At 64.4% G+C, this 24,599-nt stretch carries 21 protein-coding genes and 1 pseudogene; 11 read left to right on the top strand and 11 right to left on the bottom strand.

The window, feature by feature from the left end:
- The first annotated feature begins 143 nt into the window (after positions 1-143).
- The 10 genes from LDZ26_RS16510 (at position 144) to LDZ26_RS16465 (ending at position 11,270) form a co-directional block, all read left to right on the top strand.
- On the top strand, positions 144-836 hold the full coding sequence (locus tag LDZ26_RS16510) for an RraA family protein (protein WP_244849250.1): 693 nt from the start codon (positions 144-146) through the stop codon (positions 834-836).
- Positions 836-1,783, top strand: a complete 948-nt coding sequence (locus tag LDZ26_RS16505) for an NAD(P)-dependent oxidoreductase (RefSeq protein ID WP_244849249.1) — start codon at positions 836-838, stop codon at positions 1,781-1,783. The genes LDZ26_RS16510 and LDZ26_RS16505 overlap by 1 nt, the downstream gene beginning before the upstream one ends.
- A 20-nt stretch (positions 1,784-1,803) precedes the next feature.
- Complete coding sequence (locus LDZ26_RS16500; protein WP_244849248.1) at positions 1,804-2,730, top strand: SMP-30/gluconolactonase/LRE family protein; 927 nt, start codon at positions 1,804-1,806, stop codon at positions 2,728-2,730.
- An 84-nt stretch (positions 2,731-2,814) separates the two neighbouring features.
- A complete protein-coding gene (locus tag LDZ26_RS16495) occupies positions 2,815-4,194 on the top strand; it encodes an MFS transporter (RefSeq protein WP_244849247.1) in 1,380 nt (459 codons plus the stop codon).
- 41 nt (positions 4,195-4,235) lie between these two features.
- A complete protein-coding gene (locus LDZ26_RS16490; RefSeq protein WP_244850260.1) occupies positions 4,236-5,387 on the top strand; it encodes a porin in 1,152 nt (383 codons plus the stop codon).
- 13 nt (positions 5,388-5,400) lie between these two features.
- Positions 5,401-6,459 carry an amidohydrolase gene (locus tag LDZ26_RS16485; protein ID WP_244849246.1) on the top strand — a complete coding sequence of 353 codons (1,059 nt, stop codon included), beginning with the start codon at positions 5,401-5,403 and terminating at the stop codon, positions 6,457-6,459.
- Positions 6,456-7,754 carry an MFS transporter gene (locus tag LDZ26_RS16480; RefSeq protein ID WP_244849245.1) on the top strand — a complete coding sequence of 433 codons (1,299 nt, stop codon included), beginning with the start codon at positions 6,456-6,458 and terminating at the stop codon, positions 7,752-7,754. The genes LDZ26_RS16485 and LDZ26_RS16480 overlap by 4 nt, the downstream gene beginning before the upstream one ends.
- Positions 7,751-8,998: an MFS transporter gene (locus LDZ26_RS16475; protein WP_244849244.1), complete on the top strand. Its 1,248-nt coding sequence runs from the start codon at positions 7,751-7,753 to the stop codon at positions 8,996-8,998. Before LDZ26_RS16480 ends, LDZ26_RS16475 begins: the two co-directional genes overlap by 4 nt.
- 14 nt (positions 8,999-9,012) lie before the next feature.
- Positions 9,013-10,329: an MFS transporter gene (locus LDZ26_RS16470; protein WP_244849243.1), complete on the top strand. Its 1,317-nt coding sequence runs from the start codon at positions 9,013-9,015 to the stop codon at positions 10,327-10,329.
- Positions 10,326-11,270, top strand: coding sequence for an amidohydrolase (locus tag LDZ26_RS16465; RefSeq protein WP_244849242.1), 945 nt, complete (start codon positions 10,326-10,328; stop codon positions 11,268-11,270). Before LDZ26_RS16470 ends, LDZ26_RS16465 begins: the two co-directional genes overlap by 4 nt.
- 385 nt (positions 11,271-11,655) lie before the next feature.
- On the opposite strand, the gene hutG is transcribed toward LDZ26_RS16465, so the two are convergent.
- From hutG to LDZ26_RS16420, 10 genes and pseudogenes are all read right to left on the bottom strand, one after another.
- Positions 11,656-12,471 (bottom strand): N-formylglutamate deformylase, encoded by an 816-nt coding sequence (gene hutG, locus LDZ26_RS16460; RefSeq protein WP_244849241.1) that lies wholly within the window; start codon positions 12,469-12,471, stop codon positions 11,656-11,658.
- 26 nt (positions 12,472-12,497) lie between these two features.
- Positions 12,498-13,898, bottom strand: coding sequence for a formimidoylglutamate deiminase (locus tag LDZ26_RS16455; protein WP_244849240.1), 1,401 nt, complete (start codon positions 13,896-13,898; stop codon positions 12,498-12,500).
- 111 nt (positions 13,899-14,009) lie between these two features.
- The gene (locus tag LDZ26_RS16450) at positions 14,010-14,774 is read right to left on the bottom strand and encodes an amino acid ABC transporter ATP-binding protein (protein WP_305038317.1); all 765 of its coding nucleotides are present in this window, start codon (positions 14,772-14,774) and stop codon (positions 14,010-14,012) included.
- Positions 14,771-15,439: an amino acid ABC transporter permease gene (locus LDZ26_RS16445; protein WP_244849239.1), complete on the bottom strand. Its 669-nt coding sequence runs from the start codon at positions 15,437-15,439 to the stop codon at positions 14,771-14,773. The genes LDZ26_RS16450 and LDZ26_RS16445 overlap by 4 nt, the downstream gene beginning before the upstream one ends.
- Positions 15,440-15,456: 17 nt before the next feature.
- Positions 15,457-16,230 (bottom strand): transporter substrate-binding domain-containing protein, encoded by a 774-nt coding sequence (locus tag LDZ26_RS16440; protein WP_244849238.1) that lies wholly within the window; start codon positions 16,228-16,230, stop codon positions 15,457-15,459.
- Between the two features lie 40 nt (positions 16,231-16,270).
- Entirely contained in the window at positions 16,271-17,020 is a 750-nt protein-coding gene (locus LDZ26_RS16435) for an IclR family transcriptional regulator (RefSeq protein WP_244849237.1), read from the bottom strand.
- Between the two features lie 356 nt (positions 17,021-17,376).
- Positions 17,377-17,778 (bottom strand): annotated as a pseudogene (locus LDZ26_RS16430) (3-hydroxybenzoate 4-monooxygenase); the annotation flags it as partial.
- An 85-nt stretch (positions 17,779-17,863) separates the two neighbouring features.
- Entirely contained in the window at positions 17,864-18,295 is a 432-nt protein-coding gene (locus tag LDZ26_RS25550) for an FAD-dependent oxidoreductase (RefSeq protein ID WP_255774948.1), read from the bottom strand.
- Positions 18,240-18,788: an NAD(P)/FAD-dependent oxidoreductase gene (locus LDZ26_RS25545; RefSeq protein ID WP_255774947.1), complete on the bottom strand. Its 549-nt coding sequence runs from the start codon at positions 18,786-18,788 to the stop codon at positions 18,240-18,242. The genes LDZ26_RS25550 and LDZ26_RS25545 overlap by 56 nt, the downstream gene beginning before the upstream one ends.
- Positions 18,789-19,333: 545 nt before the next feature.
- Positions 19,334-20,845, bottom strand: a complete 1,512-nt coding sequence (locus tag LDZ26_RS16420) for an argininosuccinate lyase (protein WP_370650685.1) — start codon at positions 20,843-20,845, stop codon at positions 19,334-19,336.
- A 449-nt stretch (positions 20,846-21,294) separates the two neighbouring features.
- Here LDZ26_RS16420 and LDZ26_RS16415 point away from each other — a divergent pair, with 449 nt between their 5' ends.
- Positions 21,295-22,680: an erythromycin esterase family protein gene (locus LDZ26_RS16415; RefSeq protein WP_370650684.1), complete on the top strand. Its 1,386-nt coding sequence runs from the start codon at positions 21,295-21,297 to the stop codon at positions 22,678-22,680.
- A 61-nt stretch (positions 22,681-22,741) separates the two neighbouring features.
- Here the strand turns inward: LDZ26_RS16415 and LDZ26_RS16410 are convergent, their stop codons facing one another.
- Positions 22,742-24,442, bottom strand: coding sequence for a tannase/feruloyl esterase family alpha/beta hydrolase (locus LDZ26_RS16410; protein ID WP_244849236.1), 1,701 nt, complete (start codon positions 24,440-24,442; stop codon positions 22,742-22,744).
- Positions 24,443-24,599 lie beyond the last annotated feature (157 nt).

Genomic DNA, 24,599 nt, shown 5'->3' with positions numbered 1-24,599 from the left:
TTTCGACGCATTGTACACAGTAAAACGATGGTGCGCACCGTAAAAGGGTTAACGCTACTGGCTCGCACATCGAGCGCGCGTTAAAGTGGTTTCACTTCGTACACCACAGTTGCACAGAGTACAACTCTCCCTGAGGTTAGTCCATGAGCACCGACACGAATCAATCGATCATCCGCGACATCGAGCGCGTTTCACCCGAACTCGTACAAGCTGCGGCGAAGTTCCAGGCCGCCATCCTCGCCGACGTCGCAGGCCGGCGCGGCACCGTGCACGGCCGCGTGAAGCCGCTGTCGCCGAAGATGAAAGTCGCGGGACCGGCGATCACCGTCGAGGTGCGACAAGGCGACAATCTCGCGATCCACGCCGCACTGGCAGTCGCGAAGCCGGGCGACGTGATCGTCGTGGACGGCAAGGGCGACGTGAGCTGCGCGCTAATCGGCGAGATCATGGCGACGCAGGCGAAGGTCAGCGGCATCGCGGGCATCGTGATCGACGCAGCGGTGCGCGACGCCCACGAACTCGCAAACGGCGACTATCCGATCTTCTCCGCGGGCCTGAATCCGTGCGGCCCGACCAAGAGCGTGGCCGGTCTCGTCAACCACCCGATTTCCGCGGGCGGCACGGCGGTCAATCCCGGCGATCTCGTGGTCGGCGATGCCGATGGCGTCGTCGTGATTCCGCGTGCGGATGTCGCGCGCATCGTCGAACTCGCGCAAAAGAAGCTGGATATGGAAACGGCGCGTATCGCGGCGATCCACAAGGGCGATGTGCGTCCCGGCTGGCTCGACAAGGAACTGCGCGCAGCCGGCATGCTGGCCGAAGGCGAGGTTCTGTAATGGACGCGAACGCTCGAAAGCCCGTCGTCCTCGTCACGGCAGCCGATCTCGCGCCGCAAGCGCTCGACATGCTGCAGGCGTTCGAAGTCGTGTTCGCCGGCAAGCAGCCGACCGAAGACGACATCGTCGCGCTGTGCGAGAAGACGAAGCCGGTCGCGATCATCGTCCGTTACGGCAAGATCAACGCCCGCATCATGGATGCTGCGGAAAACCTGCAGGTCATTTCGAAGCACGGCAGCGGTATCGACGTGATCGATCAGGAAGCCGCCGCCGCGCGCGGCATCGCGGTGCGCGCGGCAGTCGGCGCGAACGCGGCGGCGGTCGCCGAGCACGCGTGGGCGCTCATTCTTGCGTGCGCGAAGTCGGTGCCGCAGCTCGACGTGCGCATGCGCGCCGGCCACTGGGACAAGTCCACGCACAAGTCCTTCGAACTCGACGGCGGCACGCTCGGCGTGGTCGGGCTGGGTTCGATCGGCCGGCGCGTCGCGGCCATCGGCGTCGCGTTCGGCATGAACGTGTTCGCCTTCGATCCGTTCGCGAAGGAAGCGCCGCACGGCGTGACGCTCGCGTCGATGGACGACATCTACGCCGCGGCCGACGTGCTCTCGCTCAACTGTCCGCTGACGGACGAGAACCGCAACATGATCAATCGCGACACGCTTGCTCGCATGAAGCAGGGCGCGATTCTCGTGAACACGGCGCGCGGCGGGCTGATCGACGAAGCCGCGCTCGTCGAGGCGCTCGCGAGCGGCCGGTTGCGCTCGGCGGGCGTCGATAGCTTCGCGGTCGAGCCGATGACCGTGCCGCACCCGTTCCAGTCCGTGCCGAATCTGATCTTGTCGCCGCACGTCGGCGGCGTCAGCGAAGCGGCCTACGTGAACATGGGCAAGGGCGCGGCGGCCAACGTTCTCGCGGTCATCGAGGAAAACGCCCGCAAGGTGGCGTGACGTTCGCAGGAGTACTGAGCATGTTCTATCTCACGTCGCCCGAAGTGCGCGAAGCGCAGGTGTTCACGCGCATGCCGGAGAAGTACCGCAAGCGGGATGTGCAGACGGATTGGGCACGCGCCAATCGCGGCGGCATGACCACCGATTCGTTTCTCGAAGGTCCGGTCTGGGACCCGCGCGGCCACCTTTACGTGACCGACATTCCCTACGGCCGCATCTTTCGCATATCGCTTTCGGGCGAGTGGGATCTCGTCGCGCAGTACGACGGCGAGCCCAACGGGATGAAGCTGTTCGACGACGCGCACCTGCTCATCACCGACTATCGCAACGGCCTGATGTTGCTCGACATCGAGCGCGGGGAAGTGAAGCCTTACCTCGAGCGCCGCAACTCCGAGCGCTTCAAGGGCGTAAACGACCTGACCTTCGATTCGCACGGCAACCTGTATTTCACGGATCAGGGCCAGTCCGGCCTGCACGATCCGACAGGCCGCGTGTATCGGCTGTCGCCGGACGGCAAGCTCGACATGCTGCTCGGCAATTGCCCGAGCCCGAACGGACTCGTGCTGTCGCCGGACGAGAAGGTGCTGTACGTCGGCATGACGCGCGGCAACTGCGTGTGGCGCGTGCCGTTGCAGGCGGACGGCTCGGTCAGCAAGGTCGGGCAGTTCTTCACGTCCTACGGCCCGAGCGGTCCCGACGGTCTGACGATCGACTCCGAAGGCCGCTTGTTCATCGCGAATCCGGGGCTTGGCCGCGTGTGGGTGCTGAACCGCCGCGCCGAGCCGGTCGAGATTCTGACCGCGCAGGAAGGCGTGTCGCTCACGAATCTGTGTTTCGGCGGCGCGGACATGAAGACGCTTTTCATGACCGAATCGACGAACGGTCTGGTGTTGAAAGCCGACATGAGCGTTTGCGGACCGCTTCCCAAGCAAGCAAAGAAATACTGAGGCTTTCCCGTCGACGGGCGATGCACGCCTGCGCGACGAGAAGTCGAGACATTGCGCCCAAGCCGCGCGATGGAGGAGCCACTCATGCAACTCTCGCAAACCATCGATGAAAGCCGCAGCGCGCGTTCGAAGAACGCGGCGAGCGGCACCGTGCTCGCCAGCGAAGACTTCGCGGCCAGCGAACGCACGCTCGCGAAGGCGTTCCGGCGCATTCTTCCGTTCATCTTCCTCTGCTACGTCGTCAGTTATCTCGACAGAACGAACGTCGGCTTCGCCGCGCTGACGATGAACAAAGACCTCGGTCTCACAGGCGAGCAGTTCGGCCTGGCTGCCGGACTGTTCTCGATCGGCTACTTCCTGTTCGAGATTCCGAGCAACCTCATCATGCAGAAGGTCGGGGCGCGGGTCTGGATCGCGCGCATCATGATCACCTGGGGCGTGTGCTCGATGCTGACCGCGTTCGTCGTCGGGCCGAAGAGCTTCGCCGCCGCGCGCTTCCTGCTCGGCATCGCGGAAGCCGGATTCACGCCCGGCATCTATCTGTATTTCACGCACTGGTTTCCCGGCAAATGGCGCGCCAAGGTGACGGCCGCGTTCCTCGTCGGCATTCCCGTCGCGAACATGATCGGCTCGCCGATCTCCGGCGCGCTGCTTCAGTTGGGCGGATTGCACGGCCTGAAAAGCTGGCAATGGCTGCTGCTGATCGAAGGTCTGCCCGCGGTGCTGCTCGGCGTTGCATGTCTCTTCATCCTCGCGGATCGTCCCGACAAGGCCAGCTGGCTCAGCGACGAAGAGAAGGCCACGCTCGCCCGGCGCCTTGCCGCGGAGCAGAAGGATATCGGCAGCAAGCACGGCAGCACGTTGCGCGACGCCATGACGAACTGGCGCGTGTTCGTGCTCGCGTTCGTCAACTTCTGCGGGATCGTCGGATCGGTGGGCGTCGGCTTGTGGATGCCGCAGATCATCAAGCAGTTCGGCGTCACGCATTCGGTCGTCGGCTGGCTGACGGCGCTTCCTTACCTGATCGGCGCGTTCGTCATGCTGTGGTGGGCGCGCGTGGCGAACAAGGGGCAAAAGCGCGTGCCGTATGTTGCCGGCGCTTTGCTGGTCGCCGCCGCCGCGCTCGCGTGCAGCGCGCTGACCGACGTGCCGCTTTTCAAGCTCATCGCCCTGTGTTTCACCGTCAGCGGCATTCTCGCGTTCCAGGCGACGTACTGGGCGATTCCTTCCAGCTTCCTCACTGGCCGCGCCGCGGCGGGCGGCCTCGCGCTCATCGTGTCCGTCGGCAATCTCGGCGGCTTCGCGGGACCGTCGATGATCGGCGCGCTCAAGCAGATGTCCGGCGGCTTCACGCTGCCGCTGCTGGCCGTCTCCGCCGTGCTGCTGATCGGCGCGCTGACGATCGCATGGCTCGGCGATCCCGGCGCGAATGTCGGCGAAGCCAGCGCCGCGCGCAAGGCGTGAAACCCCGCATCAATCAATCTATAACTCTGTTTGGAGACGAAATGTCCGTGAAGAAGGCTCACCAGAAAGCCAAGCTTGGAACCGGTCTTGCGCTTGGGACGGTCGCGGTCGCAAGCATGACGTTCGCGTCCGGCGCGGCGCGTGCGCAAAGCAGCGTGACGCTGTACGGCATCGCCGATGTCGGCGTCGAGTATCTGAACAACACCAGTGCCGGCGGATCGCAGGTGAGAGAAGTGTCCGGCAATCTTTCCGGCTCGCGCTGGGGCCTGAAGGGCGTCGAAGACATGGGCGGCGGGCTGAAGGCGCTGTTCAATCTCGAGGCCGGCTTCAATCTCAACGACGGAACGAGCTCGCAGTCGACCCGCGGCCTCGGCACGAACCCGACGACGACCTCGCGCCTCTTCGGTCGGCAGGCGTGGGTCGGTCTCAGCTACAAAGGGCAGCAGTTGACACTGGGTCGCCAGAACGCGCTGATATACGAACAGTCGGTGACGTTCGATCCGATGGGCGTCTCATCGCGGTATTCAGCGCTGTCGCTCGACTACGCGCTGGCCGCTCGCATCGACAATTCGGTGAAGTACACCGGCAAGTTCGGTCCGCTGACGGCGCAGGCGATGTACAGCACGCGCTATGACACGGGCTACGGTTCCGAAGTGCCGGGCGCGCTCATCACCGGCCGGTTCTTCAGCGGCGCGTTGACCTATTCCAGTGGCCCGATCGCGGCGACCGCCGTCTACGAACAGCGCAACAGCAACACGCTGACCACGAACACGAGCACCGAACGCCGCGCGCTCGCCGCCGCGACGTACAACTTCGGGCCGGTGACGGCCTATGCCGGCTACCGCTATCTGCGGGCATCGAACACATTCCTGCCGGTCAACCCGATTGCCGTCGCCAACGGTTCCGCCGCCAATGCCGCCAACCTCTACTGGCTCGGCGCGCAATATCTGATCACGCCGTCGTTCCAGCTGACTGCGGCCGGGTACTACCACGACGTTCATTCGACCGGCGCCGATCCGTGGCTGGCCGTCATCAATGCCGACTACTTCCTGTCGAAGCGCACCGACCTGTACGCGACGGTCGGTTACGCGCACAACAAGGACAGGTCGGCGCTCGGCGTGAACGGCTACGGCACGGTCGCGCCCGGGTACAACCAGACCGGCGTCACCGTCGGCCTGCGCCAGAAGTTCTGACGAGGAAACCGCCGTGCAGATCGTCCATGCGCCTCATTTGCCCGTCCGCGAAGAATGGCTCGCGCGCCGTCAGGAGCCGATTCTGGAGCCGGATCTTCCCATCGTCGATGCGCATCATCATCTGTGGGACCGGCAGAGCGGGCGCTATCTGACGGACGAGTTCGCGCGCGATGTCGGCAGCGGGCATCGCATCGTGTCGAGCGTGTATGTGCAATGCCGTTCGATGCTGCGCGAGCACGGTCCCGCGGCGATGAAGCCGGTCGGCGAAGCGGAGTTCGCCAACGGCATCGCCGCGATGTTCGCAAGCGGGGCGTATGGACCGACGAGAGCCTGCGATGCGATCGTCGGCGGCGCGGATCTCGCGCTCGGCGATGCGGTCGCGCCCGTGCTCGAAGCGATGCTTCAGGTCACGGGCGGCCGTTTGCGCGGCATCCGCAATCCGCTCGCATGGCATGCGAGCGCGGACGTGGTTTCGAGCCCGGTGACGCCGCCGCGCGATCTCATGGCGAACGCCGACTTCCGGCGCGGCGTGAAGACGCTGGCGCGCTACGGGCTGTCGCTGGACGCGTGGGTCTATCACACGCAACTCGCGGAGTTGTACGAACTCGCGAGCGCCGCGCCGGATGTGACCGTGGTCATCGATCACTTCGGCGGCCCGCTCGGCGTCGGACCGCACGCGAACAACCGCGAGCAGGTCATCGCCGAATGGCGGCACGGGCTCGCGCGCCTGGCGAGCCTGCCCAACACGCGCATGAAGCTCGGCGGCGCGGGCATGACCGTGTTCGGCTTCGGCTTCGTGTTCGGCTTCACCTCGCGCGAAACGCCGCCTTCGTCGGAGGAACTCGCCGTTGCGTGGCGTCCTTACTTCGAGACCTGCATCGAACTGTTCGGCGTGAAGCGTTGCATGTTCGAGAGCAACTTCCCCGTCGACAAAGGAATGTTCAGCTACGGCGTGCTGTGGAACGCCTTCAAGCGGCTGGCGCAGTCATTGTCAGCGGATGAAAAAGCCGCGCTATTCAGCGGCACCGCCGCCGCGACGTATCGCTTGCGGCTACCAGGAGACGAGTCATGAAAACCAGCGCTAGCGTCACATCGGGCGCAACCGGAACGGAAATCGGCAGCGAAATCGGCAGCGAAGCCGAAGGGAAGCGTTACAAGGACATCACGCGCGGGGAGTGGCGCTCGCTGTCGCTCGCCGGTCTCGGCTGGACGTTCGAGAGCTACGACTCGTTCCTCCTCTCGCTTCTCTTGCCGACGCTTGCGCTGCAATTCGGTCTGTCGAAAGCCCAGCTCGGGCTTTTCACGAGCATCACGGCAGCCGGGCAGATTCTCGGCGGCATCCTGTTCGGCTACGTGTCAGACCGGCTGGGGCGCGTGCGCACGGCGCTGCTTTGCATCGGCATCTATTCGCTGTTCTCCGGGCTGCTCGCGTTTGCGCCGAACGAGCACTGGTTCGCGACGATCCGCTTCTTCGGCGCGCTCGGCATGGGCGGGACGTGGACGGCGGGCGCGGCGCTCATCGCCGAAACGTGGCACGCGAGCCGCCGCGGCAAGGGCGGCGCGCTGATGCAGATGGGCCTGCCCATCGGCGCGATTCTCGCGATCACGATCTCGGGCATCGTCAGCGGCGTCAACGACGGTCTCGCGGGCCACGGATGGCGCGTTCTGTTCCTGATCGGCGCGTTGCCGTTCTTCATCCTGTTCTTCGTCGCGCGCAAGACGCCCGAATCGCCCATCTGGCTCGAGCGCAAACGCGCGAGGGCGCAGGCAACGACCGCTCCCGTCGATGCGAAGCTGAACGTCCGCGGTCTGCTCACTGCGTTCATGTTCATCTTCTTTCTGCAATACCTGTACTGGGGCGTGTTCACCTGGACGCCGACGTTCCTCGTCACGGTGAAGCACCTCGATTTCGTGCATAGCCTCAAGTTCGTGCTCGCGCTGCAGTTCGGCGCAATCGCCGGCTTTTTGATGTTTTCCGCTTTCGTCGATCGCCTCGGCCGCCGGCCGATGTTCATGGCGTATCTGCTGGTCGGCGCGGCGGCGGTGTTCGGCTACATCCTGTCGTCGAATGCGCTCGTGCTGATGGTCGCCATCTTCTTCACGGGCTTCAGCGTCAACGGCATCTTCGCAGGGGCGGGACCGTTTCTCGCGGAAATCATCGGCAATACGGCATCGCGCGGCTTCCTCATGGGCCTCGCGTACAACGGCGGGCGGCTCGGCGGATTCATCGCGCCGCTCGTCATCGGCACACTTGCAACGACTGCGGGCGGCTTCGTGCTCGGCTTGTCGACGACCATCGTCGCGTTCATCGCCGCCGCGATCGTCGTGTTCTTCGCGCCGGAGACGCGCGGCAAGACGCTCGCATGACGACCGCCCCCAATCAGCCGAATCAGCCGCGATGGATCGGCAGGCTCTTTCCCGCCCTCAATGAAGCGTCGCTGCGGCGCTATCTGAGCGGGCAGGTCGCGTCGGTGCTGGGAAGCTGGACGCAGAACGTGACGCTGAATCTGCTCGTGTATCACCTGTCGGGTTCGGCGGCGATTCTGGCGCTGCTCAACTTCCTGTTGTACGGGCCGCAACTCGTCGTCGCGCCCGTCGCCGGATCGCGCATTCGCGCGGAGAATGCGCGTCGCGTGACGCTGTGCGTGCTCACGGCGTCGCTCATTTTGACGGGCAGTCTCATCACGCTGTCCGCATTGCATCTGCTGAGTGTGCCGCTGATTCTCGCGCACGCGCTGGCAATCGGCATTTCGAGTGCGATCGAAGTTCCCGCGCGTCAGGTGTTGCTGCTGACGAGCCTGCGCGATACGAGCCTGACATCGAACGCGGTCGCGATGAACACCATGGTCTACAACGTCGGCCGCATGGTCGGTCCGACGATTGCAGGATTCGTTTATCCGACGCTCGGTCCGCGCGCATCGTTTGCAATCTACGCGCTCGCGCTGTGTTTCATGGCGATATGCGTGCGTTCGATTCGACTGTCCACGGACGCACGCGCCTCGCGCGCGGACAGCAGCTTGCGCGACGCCGTGGGCTACGTGATGTCGGACGCGTTTTCCGCGCGCTATCTGCCGATCCTCGCTTGCATTGGCCTCTTCGCGGCGAGTTACCAGACGCTCGTGCCGCTTCTCGCGGACCGCGCGTTCCACGACGCGGCGCGCTTCACCGGCGTGTTCTTCGCCTGCGCGGGCGCGGGTTCGCTGAGTTCGGCCGTGCTGCTCTCGTCGGCGCTGGGTCCGCGCGCGTCGGCGCGGTTCATCGCGTGGGCGCCGTGGACCGCGATCATCGCGCTGATGGTGCTCGCCACGACGAGCGCGGTAGGCGCATCGATGCCCGCGTTCTACGCGCTCGGCTTCAGCCTCACGTTCGCGGCGACATCGACGAACGCGACCATACAGCGCCGCTGCCCCGAGCACGTTCGCGGCGGACTCGTCGGCATGTACGGCATGGCCTACAACGGGACGATGCCGTTCGGCTATCTGCTCGTCGGCACGATATCCGAGGCGCTCGGCGTGCGCCACACATTCGCGGCGATGGCGGTGGTGCTCGCAGTGGGCGTCCTGTCCATCGTCGCGTGGCAACGATTCAAACTACAGCGCGAAGGCGCATAAAGTCGGAGACGAACATGTCAAATGCAAGCACCACGACACTCGAGCGGCAGACGATGCGAAAGGTCATCTGGCGGCTGCTGCCGTTCCTGATGATCTGTTACCTGATGGCGTTCATCGATCGGGGCAACGTCGGCATGGCGTCGCTTCAGATGAATCACGACATCGGCATGTCCGCGAAAGTGTTCGGCTTCGGCGCGAGTCTGTTCTTCGTGTCCTACTTCATCTGCGAAGTGCCGAGCAACCTCGCGCTCGAAAAGTACGGCGCGCGCGTCTGGATCGCGCGGATCATGATTACGTGGGGGCTCGTGTCGGCGGCGACCGCGCTCGTGCACAACGCCACGACCTTCTATATCCTGCGATTCCTGCTCGGCGCGGCCGAAGCCGGCTTTGCGCCGGGCGTGCTGCTCTATCTGTCTTACTGGGTGCCGAAGGCGTATCGCGCGCGCGTCGTCGCGACCTTCATGGTGTCGATCCCGGCGGCGAGCTTCATCGGGTCGCCCATTTCGGCGCTCTTGCTGCAGATGGACGGCATTGCGGGTCTGCGCGGCTGGCACTGGCTCTTCATCCTCGAAGGCGTGCCGACGGTTCTGCTCGGCATCGCGTGCCTCTTCATGCTGACGGACAAGCCCGCCAAGGCGACGTGGCTGAACGAAGACGAGCGCGCGTGGCTGCTCGGCGCGCTCGCCGCGGAGAACGCACAGCCTAAGAAGGTCGCGCCGATGCCGCTGACCAAGCTCTTTCGCAACCGCTACGTGCTGTGTCTCGCGCTCGTCGATACCTGCGCGTCCGCTGCGGGGAGCACGTTGTCGGTGTGGCAGCCGCAGTTGTTGAAGTCGTATGGATTGACCGTGCTGCAGACGGGCTTGCTGAACGCGGTGCCGTACGCGCTGGCGTCGGTTCTGATGATCTTCTGGGGCCGTCATTCCGACCGCACGAAGGAGCATCGCTGGCATACCGTCGTGCCGATGCTCTTGATCGGCGGCGGTCTCTTCGCCACGTCGCTCAGCAGCTCGCTGCTGCCCACCATATGCATGCTGTGCTGCGTGCTCGTCGGCGCGTATGCGTTCAAGGGACCGTTCTGGGCGCTCGCATCGGACATGCTGTCGAACAGCACGATCGCGGCGGGGTTGGCCACCGTCAATGCCATCGCCAACTTGCTGGGTGGCGGCCTGATGGTCAACGTCTACGGCTGGGTCAAGGCGGCGACGGGCAGCTACTCGCTCGCGCTCATGCCGCTCGGCATCCTGACGCTGGTCAGTGTCGCCACGCTGCTCCTTCTGACGCGCAAGGGTCAATCCGAGCGCGTGGTCGGCGAGACGGAGGCGGCATGAACAGCAAGGGTCTGTCGCGACGCGGCTTTCTGGAACTGGCTTGCGCGTCCCTCGCGACGGCCGCGCTGCCTCGCACGGCGGCGGCCGAGGAAACGTGGTCGAGCGGTTCGGAGCGACCGTCCTTCGTATTGCCGGAGCATGCCGTCGATTGTCACATGCATATCTATGACGATCGCTTTCCGGTGGCGCCTGGCACCAAGCTGCGGCCGCCCAATGCGACGGTCGAGCAGTATCGGCAGTTGCAGACGCGGCTCGGGATACGACGCAACGTCGTCGTGACGCCATCGACATACGGCACCGACAACCGATGCACGGTGGAAGCGTTGAAGCGCTTCGGCAACGACGCGCGCGGCATTGCTGTGGTCGATACGTCGGTGACCGATGACGAGCTTCATGCGTTGAACGACGCCGGCGTGCGCGGCATTCGCTTCAACCTGAGCTATCCCGGCGCGACGACGCTGGAGATGCTCGCTCCGCTCGCAAAGCGCATCGCTCCGATGGGATGGCATGTCGAACTCGTCGTGCAAGGCGCGAAGCTGCCGCAACTGGAGGGGCACCTCGCGGCGCTGCCTTGCCCGCTCGTCATCGACCATATCGCGCATGTGCCGCAGCCCGGCGGAGCCGCGAGCGACGCGCTACGCACGGTGCAGCGTCTCGTCGAGAGGGGCAACACGTGGATCACGTTGTCGGGGCCGTACGTGGATAGCAAGACCGGCGCGCCCGGTTATGAAGACGTGGCGCCGGTCGCCAGGGCACTCATCGCCATGGCCCCCGAGCGCATGCTCTGGGGCACGGACTGGCCGCATCCGACGCAGACATCGAGCAAGCCGGACGACGCCAGCCTGGTCGATGTCATCGCGGGCTGGATCGACAGGCCGGAGTGGCGGCAGATGATATTCGTGACGAATCCGACGAGGCTTTACGGCTTCGATGCCGTGTAGGTTGTTGTCGATCTGGGAGACACCTGATCGGACGGACACCGCCGACTGCACCGCGGTACGGTGGAGGGCAGCTGTGGCAACCAGCAACGAACGTCCGGGAAGGGTCGGGTACGGCTCAAAACGGACCTCGACGCGATGAGGCGCGAGACATTCAGGGGTCTCGTTCAAGCCAACCAGCGGTTATTTCCGCACAGAGCGCCGACCTGCGTTGTCGACCCTAGCCGACGCAGTCACAAGGCCGCAGCACTTTTCAATGCGCTTCGCATTCTCCGACGCTGCGGGACTTTCACTTGCGCATTCGCCGCTGGCCAGGTCCCGCGAGCGTGTATCGGACCGAGTGTGCCTGCTCCGTTGGATGGGCGCTCGTTGTGTTGAGCATTTGACTCTAAGAGGGCGAGCCGTTCCGAGTCAGCTCGACGACTGCGTCGAGCGCACCATTCACCATGCCGCGTACCACCGGCTCCACCTTCTTCGCGACCTCGGGCAGATAGTCGAACGGCGCGTTCTCGCTCATGTAGGTGGACTGGCACATCTCCAGTTGCACCGCATGCACGCCGTCATGCGGAGCGCCGGCGTGCCGTGTGATAAAGCCGCCCTTGAAGCGGCCGTTCGCAATCCACGTGAACGGACTCGCCGCGGCGACGCGCTGCACCGCTTCCTGCACGGAAGGCGCGGCGGTGCGGCCATCCTGGGTGCCGATGTTCAGGTCCGGCAGCTTGCCCTCGAAAAGGCGCGGCAGCACGCTTGCGATCGAGTGCGCTTCCCACAGCAACACGTTGCGATGCTGGCGGCGCAGGCGCGTCACTTCTTCATGCAGGGCGTCGTGATACGGCTGCCAGTAAGTGGCCACGCGGCGGCTGCGATCGGCCGCGTCCGGCGCGCAGCCCTCGCGATACAGCGGCTCACCGCGAAACGTTTCAGTCGGGCACAACGACGTGGTCGTCTGCCCCGGATACAGGCTTTCGTCGTTCGACGGCCGGTTCAGGTCGATCACGTAGCGCGACACGCGCGCACCGAGAATCGTGGCACCGAGGGCGCGGGCGAATTCGTAGAGACGGTCCAGATGCCAGTCAGTGTCAGCGACCGTCAACGCGATATCGGTGTACCGGTCGCGCAGAGCATCCGGGATCTGCGTGCCCAGATGGGGAATGGAAATCATCAGCGGCGCGTCGCCGCGTTCGAGTGAGAAAAGATCGTTCATGGTGCCGGGGATCGGTTGAGTTGCGTTCAGGCGTCGGCGAGCAGCTGTGCTAGCGCCCGGCGATAGTCTGCGTAATGCCTCGCTTCGTCGCGATGACGGCGCTCGTGGATCACGCGCTCGCCGCCGACGAAGACGTCGCGCACCGGTGTTTCCCCGTGCTCGCAGAACACGACGGACGACAGCCACGTCGCGCTGGTCTGCTCGGCGAGAGCGGGATGGTCGGGATCGAGCACGATCCAGTCCGCCCGCGCGCCCGGCTCGAGGGCGCCGGCCGCGCGGCCGGTGGCACGTGCGCCGCCCGCAAGCGCGCCCTGGAACAGGCAGTCGGCGACATACGCTGCCTGCAGCGAGGCCAGCACGTTGCGCTGACGCCGCACGAGCCGCTGGCCATATTCGAGCAGGCGCAGTTCCGCGCGCCAGTCCACGCCGATATGGCTATCCGAGCCGACGCCGAATGCGCCTCCTGCATCGAGGTAGTCGCTTGCGGGGAACAGGCCGTCGCCGAGATTCGCTTCAGTCGTGAGGCACAGGCCCGCTATCGCGCCGCTCTTCGCGAGTGCCAGCGTTTCGCGTTCGTCGACGTGCGTCGCATGCACGAGGCACCAGCGCGCGTCGACGTCGAAACGTTCGAGCAGCCATTGCACGGGCCGTGCGCCGAGCGCCGCGACGCAGGCATCGACTTCCGCGCTCTGCTCCGCAATGTGGATATGCACGGGTGCTCCGGGCAACATCGCGTCGAGTCCTTCGAGCGCGGCGCGCAATGAATCCTCCGATACAGCGCGCAGTGAGTGCGGCGCGATTCCGTAACGCAGCGCGCCGTGTTCCGGACGCGCGGCGCGCAGCGCGCCGAGAAGCTCCAGAAAGGCGTCGGTCGCGTTGATGAAGCGGCGCTGGTCGGCGCGCGGCGGTTGTGCGCCGAAGCCGCTGTACTGATAGAGCACCGGCAGCATCGTCATGCCGATGCCGGTCTCGCTCGCGGCATCCACGACGCGCTGCGCGAGTTCGGCCGGATGCGCGTGACGGCTGCCGTCCTGCGCGTGGTGCACGTAGTGGAACTCACAGACGGACGTATAGCCCGCCTTGAGCATCTCCACATACAGCCAGCGCGCTATCGCACCGAGCGCTTCGGGCGTGATGCGTGCGGCGAAGCGGTACATGAGGTCGCGCCAGCTCCAAAAGCTGTCCGTGGGATTGGCGCGGTATTCCGTGAGGCCGGCCATGGCGCGCTGAAACGCGTGCGAATGCAGGTTCGGCATGCCCGGAATGACCGGCCCCGCTGCGAGCCCGGCGTGCGCCGGCGCGGTGGTCGTGTCAGGCGTGACGGCGACGAGCGTACCCGCGTCGTTCCACTCGATCAGCACGTTGGTGCGCCAGCCGTCCGGCAGCAGCGCATGCGCTGCGAAGAGCGATTTCGGGGATGAATTCAAGAGTCGGCTTCCGTATTCAGCGACGTGCACACCAGCACGCCGTCTCCTTCCATGGCGATCTCGACGGGATTCGCCCGGTCGATGCGCAGCGTGTCGACATCAAGGTCGGTTTCATGCGCGCGACAGCACTGCCTGCAGAAACGAACGGGTGCGTGGCTGCGACGGCGTCGAAAAGATCTGTGCGGGCGGTCCCGCTTCGACGATCTCGCCGCCGTCCATCACGACCACGACATCCGCCACTTCCTTCGCGAAGCCCATCTCGTGCGTGACGACGAGCATCGTCATGCCTTCGGCGGCGAGCAGCTTCATCACCTGCAGCACTTCGCCCACGAGCTCGGGATCGAGCGCCGACGTCGGTTCGTCGAAGAGCATGACGCGCGGCTGCATCGCCAATGCGCGCGCTATGGCGACGCGCTGCTTCTGGCCGCCCGAAAGGCTCGCGGGCATCGCATGCGCCTTGTGCTCGAGGCCCACCTTCCTGAGCAGGGCGAGCGCGGCGGCTTCCGCGTCGGCTTTCGAGACGCCGCGCAGCATGCGCGGACCTACCGTGATGTTGTGCAGCACCGAGAGATGCGGGAACAGGTTGAACGACTGGAACACCATGCCGACTTCGGTGCGCAGGGCGTTCAGCGAGCGGTCCTTGAGCATCGTGCCGTGATCGACGAGCCGGTGGCCGCAGATGTCGATCGTTCCTCGCTCGGGCTGCTCCAGCCCGTTGCAGCACCGCAGAAACGTGCTCTTGCCGGAACCGCTCGGCCCGATCACCACCACGACCTGGCTGGGCTCAATGTCGAAGTCGATGCCATTCAGTACGCGATGCGCGCCGAACGACTTCGTGAGTTCGCGAATGCTGACGATAGGTTGAGCGCTGCTCATTGCACCATGCCCCCTGCGCGCAGCCGACGCTCGGCGCGATGAAGAATGAAGTTGGTCGTCTGCGTGAGCACGAGGTACACGAGCGCGATCACGATATAGACCTCCAGCGACCGGTAGGACACGCTGATGATCTTCTGGCCTTCGTGCATGAGATCGTGAATCGTCAGCAGCGACACCAGGGCCGAGTTCTTGATCAGCGCGATGAACTCGTTGCCGAGCGGCGGAATCATGCGCACGATGGCCTGCGGCAAAATGATCGCACGCATGGCCTGTCCCGACGACATGCCGATGGACCGCGCCGCTTCCATTTGTCCGCGATCCACGGACTGAATCGCGCCGCGCACGATCTCCGACACATAGGCTGCCGAATACAGTCCGAGCCCGAGCATGCCGCACACGAACGCGGGCAGCAGGATGTCGAACTGCGGCAAGCCGAAGAACAGCAGGAACAACTGCACGAGCAGCGGCGTGCCGCGAAAGAAGATCAAATAGCCGGTGCAGAAGCCGTAGACGAGCCGCCGCTGCGGATAGAGCCGGCCGATACCGATCAGGAGGCCGAGCAGGCACGAGAGCACGAGCGCGGCGGCGGTCACTTCCACTGTGACCAGCGCCCCGTGCGCGATATCGGCCCAACCGGCGAACGCCGGCGTGAAGTCGAGTTGCATCGGTCAGGTCCGGCGGATTATTTCGTGCTCGCCGTGGTGCTGGCGCTCGTGCCGAACCACTTCTTCACGATGGCGTCGTAGGTGCCGTCCGCCTTGATCTTCGCGAGCGCGGCATTCATCTGGTCGCGCAGTTGCGGCTCGTCCTTGCGCACGGCAATGCCGTACGCTTCGGTCGTCAGCTCCTTGTCGAGCACGCGAAAACCGGGGCGCGTGCGCACGAACTGGAACGCGGCGGGCTTGCCGGTCACGGCGGCATCAGCACGGCCGATCCCGACGAGATCGAACATCTCCTGATTTTTTTCCACTTCGACGCGCTGCACCTGCGGATAGTTGTCGCGCAGGAAATTGACCGACTTCGTGCCGACCTGCACGGTCACTTTCTTGCCGTTGAGATCGGCGAGGGTCTTGATCGGCGAGTCCGCCTTGACGAGGGCGGAGAGGCCGCCCGCGAAGTACGGCTGCGTGAAATCGACGACTTGCGCGCGCTCCGGCGTGATGTAGATGCCCGAGATGGCCGCGTCGAAGCGTCGTGCCACGAGACCGGGAATCAGCCCCTTGAAGTCGATGTCGGTCCACTGAACCTGCTTGCCCATTGCATTCGCTAGCGCGTTCATGATGTCGATGTCGAAGCCGGTGCGCTGGCCCTTGTCGACGAATTCCATCGGCGGGAAAGTGGCATCGGTCGCGACGTTGAGCACGTTCGAATCCTGCGCGGCTGCGTTGCCGGGTGCGATCGCCGTCAGCAGCGCCATGCCGAGAGTCGCGGCGGAGAGAAGGTTCTTCAGTTTCATGTGTGGGCTCCAGAGTGTGTGGTCGGTCGATGAGTGAGGTTCAGGCGGACTGCAGCCGGGCGGATATGCCGTTGGCCGTGCGCACGGTCCAGTCGGCGAGTTGCTGTTCGCGGCCCACGGCGCGCGACGATGGGGCCATCAGCGTGATCGATGCGCTCGCGCCCGCGCCGCGCGAGAGGCGCCGGAAAACGGGCGCGCTCACGCCCCAGACGCCGGGATCGACTTCGCTGTCGCTCACGGCGTAACCGCGCGAGCGGATGCGCTCCAGTTCCGCTTCGAGGGCGGCGCGCGCGGCTCCGTCGCCGGCGAACTGGCGTTCGAGCGTTTCACTGCGCGTTTTCTCGGCCATGAAGGCGAGCAGCGACTTGGCCGACGCGCCCGCGCGCAACGGAACCGCGCGGCCTTTTTCGAACGAGCAACGCAGCGAGTGCGTGCTCTCGACCATCTCGAGGCAGATCACCTGGTCGTTCACGGCGATGATGAGCCCGACGCTCTCCTGCGTCGCGCGCGAAAGCTCCGACATGCCGTCGCGGCTCGCTTCGCCCAGCATCGAATTGATGTCGAAGCCGAGTGCGAGCTGCAAGCTCACGGGACCGGGGGCATAGCAGCCCGCGTCTTCCGTCACGAAGCCCCAGCGCTTAAGGAGCGCGATTTGGCGATAGAGCGTGCTTTGCGCGAGGCCGGTCACGCCAAGCATGTCCTTCACGGACATGGCTTTACCGTGGCTCGCGAGTGCAGTAAGTACGAGCAGCAGACGCTCGGCGCCAATGACGCTGGATTCCTGTTTCACCTTGAGTCTTGCCCGAAGAGATGCGGTTCCGATGACGCAGAATGCCACGTCGCTCCCGCCGAACAAAAATGCGATTCCCATTCAACGGGAATGGTGAGCTAGGGTTTACACGGTCTCGTACCTCTGAATTCGGACCCTGCCTGCTTGGGACACTCGCATGGCTCGTCGAGTGGTCCAACGAAAGCAGCGATTCAGCGATGGTTTCTTCCCAACACATGGCCTCGAACCGCATCGGTCATGTCGCGAAGCACCAGTTGCTTGCGCAACCCGTCATGGCCGCGCAACGGGATGACGGCCGCTTCCACCTCGATGGTCGAGCCATCGGTGCGAATGAGTTGTGCCGGCTCGAAGCCGGGATCCCCCGCGATGAAGACGCACGGTTCGCGCGGCGTGCCGTCGAGGGCCAAGGCATCGTCGAAACGGTCTGTCAGGCACTGGCCCACCTCGTACCCGGAAAACCACGCGACCGCCTGCACGTTCAGCGAATAGGGATGCAAGATGCGTTGCGCCGTCTCGATGATCCGATCGACGGTGATCTGCTCGATGGCTTCGCGGTTGCCCGGCGTGAGCTCGCCGAGATCGACGTAGTAGCGAACGAGATAGCCGCCTTCGCGCCGAATGATCAGCATATTGTCTTCGCTTGCGGACTGGATGGCCGCTTTCAGCCGGATGTCTGCGAATCGTGACCGCCAGCGCGTCGATGACACTCCACGCATGATTGCCCCGTCGCCACGCAGCGTCTGGCCGATGGCCAGTCTCGACGCATAAGAGTTCGACGCTGCTTCCGACTGGCGCGGCCTAGACGCGATTCTCCGACAAGTCGCGTGAGTGACAGCACGCTCGCTAAAGCGGATTGGCTGGCAGAGTTCGATGGATAGCAAGGGAAGCAACCGCAGCCTCGCCAATCGCGACGCAGATCTGATTCAGTGAATTCACTGCATCGCCCGCAGCGTATAGTCCGTCTACGCTTGTCCGCTGGTGCTTATCGGTGACAATCATTCCGTCGTTGTCTCGCTGCACATCCAAGCCGCTCAAGAGGTTTGCTTGCGGGAGACAGCCGAGCACCGGATAGATCGCATCGAATGCATGTCGGCGCCCATTCTGGCAGGCAACGCTGAAGGGCGCCTCGGAGCTGCCCGACAACTCGAGCGTTTCAGTCATGATCAACTCGATGGCGTTCTCCGCCGCGAGGGCGCGCTCTTGTTGAGTCAGCGCATCGTTATCGGAGGCGATGACCGCCACCTGCTGACAGAAGGTGCGGAAAAAACAAGGCATGCGACAGCGCCCGCGATGCCGGACCTAGCATTGCAATCCGCTTGCCCTGCGCCTCGAAACCGTCGCATATCGCGCAGAAACGGAGCAATCCTTCCTGGGTCAGCGCAATGGCGTCGTCGATCGGCGGAAGCTTGTCCCGGATTCCACATGCGAGCAGTACATGACGTGCCGCCAGGCTGCGGGACGAAGGACCACTCGTGCTGCGGTATTCGACGAGAAATCCGCCGTGCGTTCGCGTTATCGTCGTGACTCGGCCTTCGACGAGTGGCACGTCGTAACACTCGATCTGGCGACGCATCTTGGCAAGCAGTGCGTTTCCATTGATGCCGCTCTCGAAGCCGGCGAGGTTACGTACGACGGGGATGAGTGACGCTCTGCTCTGACCGTCGTCGATCACGACCGTCGATCGCCTGAATCGTGCGAGATAGAGGGCGGCGGTGAGGCCGGCGGGCCCGCCACCGACAATAATGCAATCAACGATCGGATCGTTCATCTGTGTCTTCGTTAGCGGTCGATAGACCGGTGTTTTTTGCATACTGGCGTGCGCACGCCGTTGCCGGACATGCCGCTTTCATGTCGGAGTGAGTGAGCAATAGCGGTTCCCACGGTGAGGAACGACGCATCCACCTTGCGCTCATCAGCGACGTCGACGCGAGGCCAAGGCTAGTCGGCCTAGGTCAGCCTGACGTTGGGCGTCGCGGAGGACAAGAGTCTGCGCTGGCGATGACAATACGATGCGAAAGAACGGTCGGTCACTCTCTCAGCGCGCCGCATGCTTTCCGTCATCGGCAACGCGAAGATTGGTTTGCAACGCCGTCGCGAACAGTGCTCGCCGCCGCGCGGAACGACGAAGCCGACCAAGAGCGGTCATACTGAGTCGTGGGCAACTCGATGCTTCGTGCAACTCTCCGATCGCACGATGTAGTTCTGAGTGTCCAACGACGAGCCCAGCGAGATCGAGAAATCGAGCAGGTAGCTGTTGCGCGCACCGATCGAAAAAACAGTACGCGAAGACGATAGCATCGACGCGCGTTTCGCTTACTGCTTCGGCAGGAGCTTGTCGAAATCGCGATCGAGCTTGGCCAGCGACGAATCGATAATCCTCCGCTGGTCGGCAATCCACTCGCTTTGTTGCGCAAGTTTCCCGTTCGCCTCTTTCAGCATGCGCTCCATCTCCACAGGCTGCGGCCCGCCCACGGTACGCCGGTCGTTGACTATCGCAACCGGGTCCAGCGTCGCGCGGAACTCCGCTTCGCTCATGGGCAGCACGCCGTTGCTCTCGGCATAACCCTTGGTCGTCTCGGCGTAGATGCGCTTAGCCTCGTCGTACGGGAAGTCGCTCGGCTTGATGTTGTTGGCGCGCGCGTACTCGACGACCTCCGACGCGAAGTGGTGTCCGAGGCGGAAAGGCAGTTTGTACTTGCGCATGAGCACATCTGCGACTTCCTGAGACGCCGTCCAGTCGCTGTCCAGTTCTTCCAGCGCGCGCTTCTGGTCGATGACGAGCGCGTTCATGATCTTGTCCCACTTCTTGAGCACAGTTATCGCGCTGTCGATCATCTCCTTGTTGTCGCTCACGTCCTTCGCGTCGGGCATGCCCGGCGGGAGGTTATGGGCGCGGATGACCGGACCCATCGCGAGCGTGATAGCGGTCGATGCGTCGGCGCGCGTGGAGTTCAGCAATCCAGGGTTGCGCTTCTGCGGCATGGCGCTCGACACGTAGGTATTGCTGCCGCCCTCTTGCAGCAGAATCCACGGTCTCGGCTCCGCGTACTGCGTCATGACATCCTCGATGAAGCTGCCCGCATGCAACGCGATGCTCGTTACGATCGAAGCGACTTCCACGGGATGATCGACCGCTGCAATCTGATGCGCGTCATAGGCGTTGTCGACAATGCCCGGGAAGCCCAGATACTTCGCCATGCGCGCGCGGTCCAGCGGCCAACTCGTGCCATTGAGGACCGTGGTGCCCATCGGACTCAGGTCGACGCGCGCATACGCTTCACGGATGCGCTGCGCGTCGCGGTCGAGCGCGGCCGCGTAGCCTAGCAGGTAGTGTCCGTAGCTGTTGGGCTGCGCCGCCACGCCGTTGGTGTAGTTCGGCACGATGGTATGTTCGTGCTGTTGCGCGAGCTTGACGATGGTCGTCGCGGTCTTGTCGAGCTGGTCGGCCAGGCGGAGCATGTCGTCACGCAGGATCGCCGCTCGGTAGGTCGCGTGCATGTCCTGGCTCGAACGCCCGGCGTGCAGCAGCGTCACATCCATGCCGGCGGCCTGGATCATCAGCGGTTCGAACGTGATGACGGTGGATGGACGCTTTGCCCCGGGCTGGTTGCCGTCGTGAATCACCTTGGCGACGCCGGCCGCGATGTGCGGCGCAAGCGACTTGTCCAGCAAGCCCTCGTCGGTGTTGATGACGGCGGTCGCCTTGTTGATTTCGCCCAGCCAGTAGAACTCGTCGCGGGCGGGCGCTTGCTCGGCCTGCGCGGTGACAGCCGCGGCGTGCATCAGCAACAAAGCAGCTAAGGAAATGGCTCGCTTTCGGAACATAGCCTCGATCTCGTGTTGGTAGGCCGATGCAACAGGACGCCGACGGCACCGTCCGCGTGGGTGTCGGTTATAGCACAGCGGGCGGATGGCTGACTGCGCATGGCGGCATTGACAAGCACGCGTCAGGCGCGATTCGAGCCGATTGATCTGCTCATGCACGTCGAAAAGCTCTGCCGTGATTTGCGTTGAAGGCCGTGACGGTTGTAGGCGTCGCTTGCTAACGGCAACCGCTGCGCCGGACCGGTAGCGCAGTAACCGGTCGGTGCGTCATCTGCTTCGAATCGGTCCGTTCGCGGGTCGAAGCGCACGAGCGCGCTGGTGCTCCTCTTGAGCACGGCGGCGTTCCCCCAATGGTTCGTTGCTCGCGTTCTTTGCAGCCGCTCAGCCGCGGAGCAGGGACCGGCGACGCCGGGCGTGGCGCTTGCTGCCAAACGATTGTCCGCCCCTTCATGGAAACGACTATGGATGCGTTCGCGCAAGCCGGGGACAGGAATGCGGCGCATGGGCAACCGGCGCGGCGCGCGTTGCCCGAGCTCATTCGCGCATCGGCGGAGCGGCTGCCCGTGTTCGATGCACCCGAATTCGCGCAAGCCTTCGATCGCTTCGCAGACAAGCGGGTCGTGCTCTTGGGCGAGGCGAGTCACGGCACGGCCGAATTCTACGAAGCGCGCGCCGCAATCACGCGGCGGCTGATCGAGCGGCATGGATTCGACTTCGTCGCGGTCGAAGCGGACTGGCCGGATGCGGCGCTGATCGACGAACATGTGCGCGGACGTCCCCGCGCCCGTCCCGACGCGCAGCCGTTCCGCCGCTTCCCGACGTGGATGTGGCGCAATGCGGAGTTTGCCGCGTTCATCGCGTGGCTACGCGAGCACAATGCCACGCTAAAGGAACGGCATCGGGCGGCCTTCTATGGCCTGGACCTTTACAGTCTCTCGGAATCCATTGCCGCCGTCCTGGCTTACCTCGACGTGCACGATCCCGAGGCGGCGCGCGTCGCCCGGGTGCGCTACGGGTGTCTCACGCCGTGGCAGAAAGATCCTTCCGTCTATGGCCGTGCCGCGTGGCAGGCGGGCTTCGGCAAGTGCGAGGAGGCAGTCGTTGCGCAGCTACGCGACTTGCTCGACAAGCGCTTCGCGTCGGCCGCGAGCGATCCGGCGCTCCTCGACGCGACGCACAACGCGCGTCTGGTCGCCGCGGCGGAGCAGTACTATCGCGCGATGTACAGCGGCTCGGCCGAAAGCTGGAATCTGCGGGACACGCATATGTTCGACACGCTGCACAGCCTGCTCGATGCGCGCGGAGCGCAATCGCGCGCGGTGGTGTGGGCGCACAACTCGCATTTGGGCGACGCATCGGCGACGGAAATGGGCCGCACGCGCGGCGAGCTCAACGTCGGACAGCTTTGCCGCGAACGCTTCGGCGAGCAAGCGGCGCTGATCGGCTTCGGCACGCACACCGGAACGGTCGCCGCGGCTTCCGACTGGGACGAGCCGATGCAGATCATGCAGGTGCGGCCCTCGCGCGAAGACAGCTACGAGTTCCAGTTCCATGCGGCGGGCGTAAGCCCGTGTTTCGTCGATTTTCGCGCCGGTGCGGACGATGCGCTACGCGGCGCGCTGAGCGAAGCGCGCCTCGAACGTTTCATCGGCGTGATCTATCGGCCGGACACCGAGCTATACAGTCATTACGCGCAGGCCGACCTCTCCAATCAATTCGATGCCTACGTCTGGTTCGACACGACACGCGCGGTCAGCGCCCTATCGTCGTCCGATGCGGCGGGGGACAAGTCGGCCGGCGCCGACACGCCGGAGACGTTTCCGTTCGGCGTCTGATTTCGCACGGCTAGGGCGATCGCAATGTACCTCCTTGCCGGCGTCCGACGGCGCTGTGTGCTCAATGCACACACCGAAACGAAGCAGCGTCATTGACGTCACCGCCTTCGTAGCGGGCCCACTTCGGATAGTCGCATAGGGGTCGCGTGCGGCCCGGAACCCCGGCCGTATCGCTCGTCACTTGCCCCACTGGCGCCTTGTCTCGCTCGACCCACTGAGCGAGCGCCGACAGAGAATCCCAGGTGGCATTGAAGGTACTGCTGGCAGCGTGTCCCATGCCGGGAATCTCGTAGAAACGCACGAACGAATCGACGCGATCAACGCCGAATCGCGCTTGCAGCCGCCGATAGTACAACTCCGTGGCGCGGGTGCTGACGAGTACATCGGATTGTCCGTGAACGAGCAGGAGCTTGCCGCCACGCCGCCGGAACGATGCGATATCGGTGCTTGCGTCCAGTTGCTGACTCAGATCGCTAATGCGGTTGGCCCACACGCCCGGTTGCTCCGGGTCGAGCGACAGGGAATGGAAGTTCGGATCGCGCGTGACCGAATATTTGATCCACTGGTCGGTGAGAACGCTGATGTAAGGCGCCGTGAGCGGCATCGGATCGGCCGGCTGGGAAGTTCCGAATGCAAGGAAGGTGACCACCGGCTCGACCGGCGAAGTGCGGGTCGTAATTCCAAGGTCGGCGCCCCACACGTTGTAGCCGGGATAGTAGGTTTCGCCACTGGCCAGCCGGAACCGCAGCAGCGTTGGCGTATTGATCGTCTTCAACGCCTCGATCTGCGCGTCGGACAGGCAATGGTCGCCGCTGTCCGCGCCCTTGGGGCAGCGCAGCGGCGCACCATCGAGCGTCGCGAACGACGGATCGAATCGCTCATTGCATTCCCGCTGGTCGCTGATCAAGCCGTCGGTGACACCGTCGAGCGCATCGCACGCCTGCATCGCCGCGTCGTACACGGCTTGGCGTTTCGCCACCGACAGATACGCGCCCGGTTTCGCCAGGGCGCGGCTCATGCGCTGCCCTCCGAGGAGGGCGGCAGCATCGTCCCATGCCGGGTACCATGCGATGGCACCGTCCCAGTCCGACGGCCAGCGCTGAATTGCCGTCACTGCTTCGCGCCCGCCAGTCGAACCTCCTGCAAAGTAAGCCTTGCGAGGCGAATGCGCATAGCGGGCTTTGATGATCGCCAGAGCCGCGTCGTGGGTTTTCTTCAGCGCGTCGCCGCCGGAATTGTTCAACGCCTCGTCGTTCGCACCAAAGCGTCCGTCCTGAGAGCCCAACGCATTGGCCTGATGGCCGGAGTCGCTGGCGAACGTCGCGTAGCCGCGACCGAGCGGCACAGCTGCATCGACGGGACCATTGGGTACGTTGCCCGCCACATTGGGGATGGTGCCGTCGAATCCGCCGCCACCGAACATCAAGACCTTGCCGTTCCACTCGGCGGGAAGCGCCACTTTGAACTGGATGTCGGGCGCGAATCTGTCGATGGGGGATATCTTGCCTGTCACTTCGCAGTAGTCCGGTAACGCGCTCGCACCGCTTCCGCTCGCGGCGACCGGCTTGACCGCAGTTACGCTCGCTCCGGATGTGGGCTCGCCGATTTCCGAAGCCGGCACCACGAAGCCTTGAAGACGTTGGCAAGCGGCTTCGTGTCCCGCTGGCGGCGTCGCACCGATGCTGTATGCCGAAACCGCGGAAGTGACGATAGCCGCGATCACGCGCGCGGCCCTCGCAATGCAGCACTGACCTGTTGCCATAACGTCTCCATATAGATAACGCCGCTCGTGGGCGCGGCTTGTTAGCAGTAACGGCATCGGCCGCGAACTGACTCGACCCGTGCAGCGCAACCGACGCATGTCACCGGTCAAAGCCATTCGATAGTAGTGGCGGCATCTGGGCAGCGCGAGGTCAGAT

The sequence above is a fragment of the Caballeronia sp. SL2Y3 genome, assembly GCF_022879575.1.
Lineage (GTDB): Bacteria > Pseudomonadota > Gammaproteobacteria > Burkholderiales > Burkholderiaceae > Caballeronia.
This window is presented reverse-complemented; position numbering and strand designations above follow the sequence as displayed.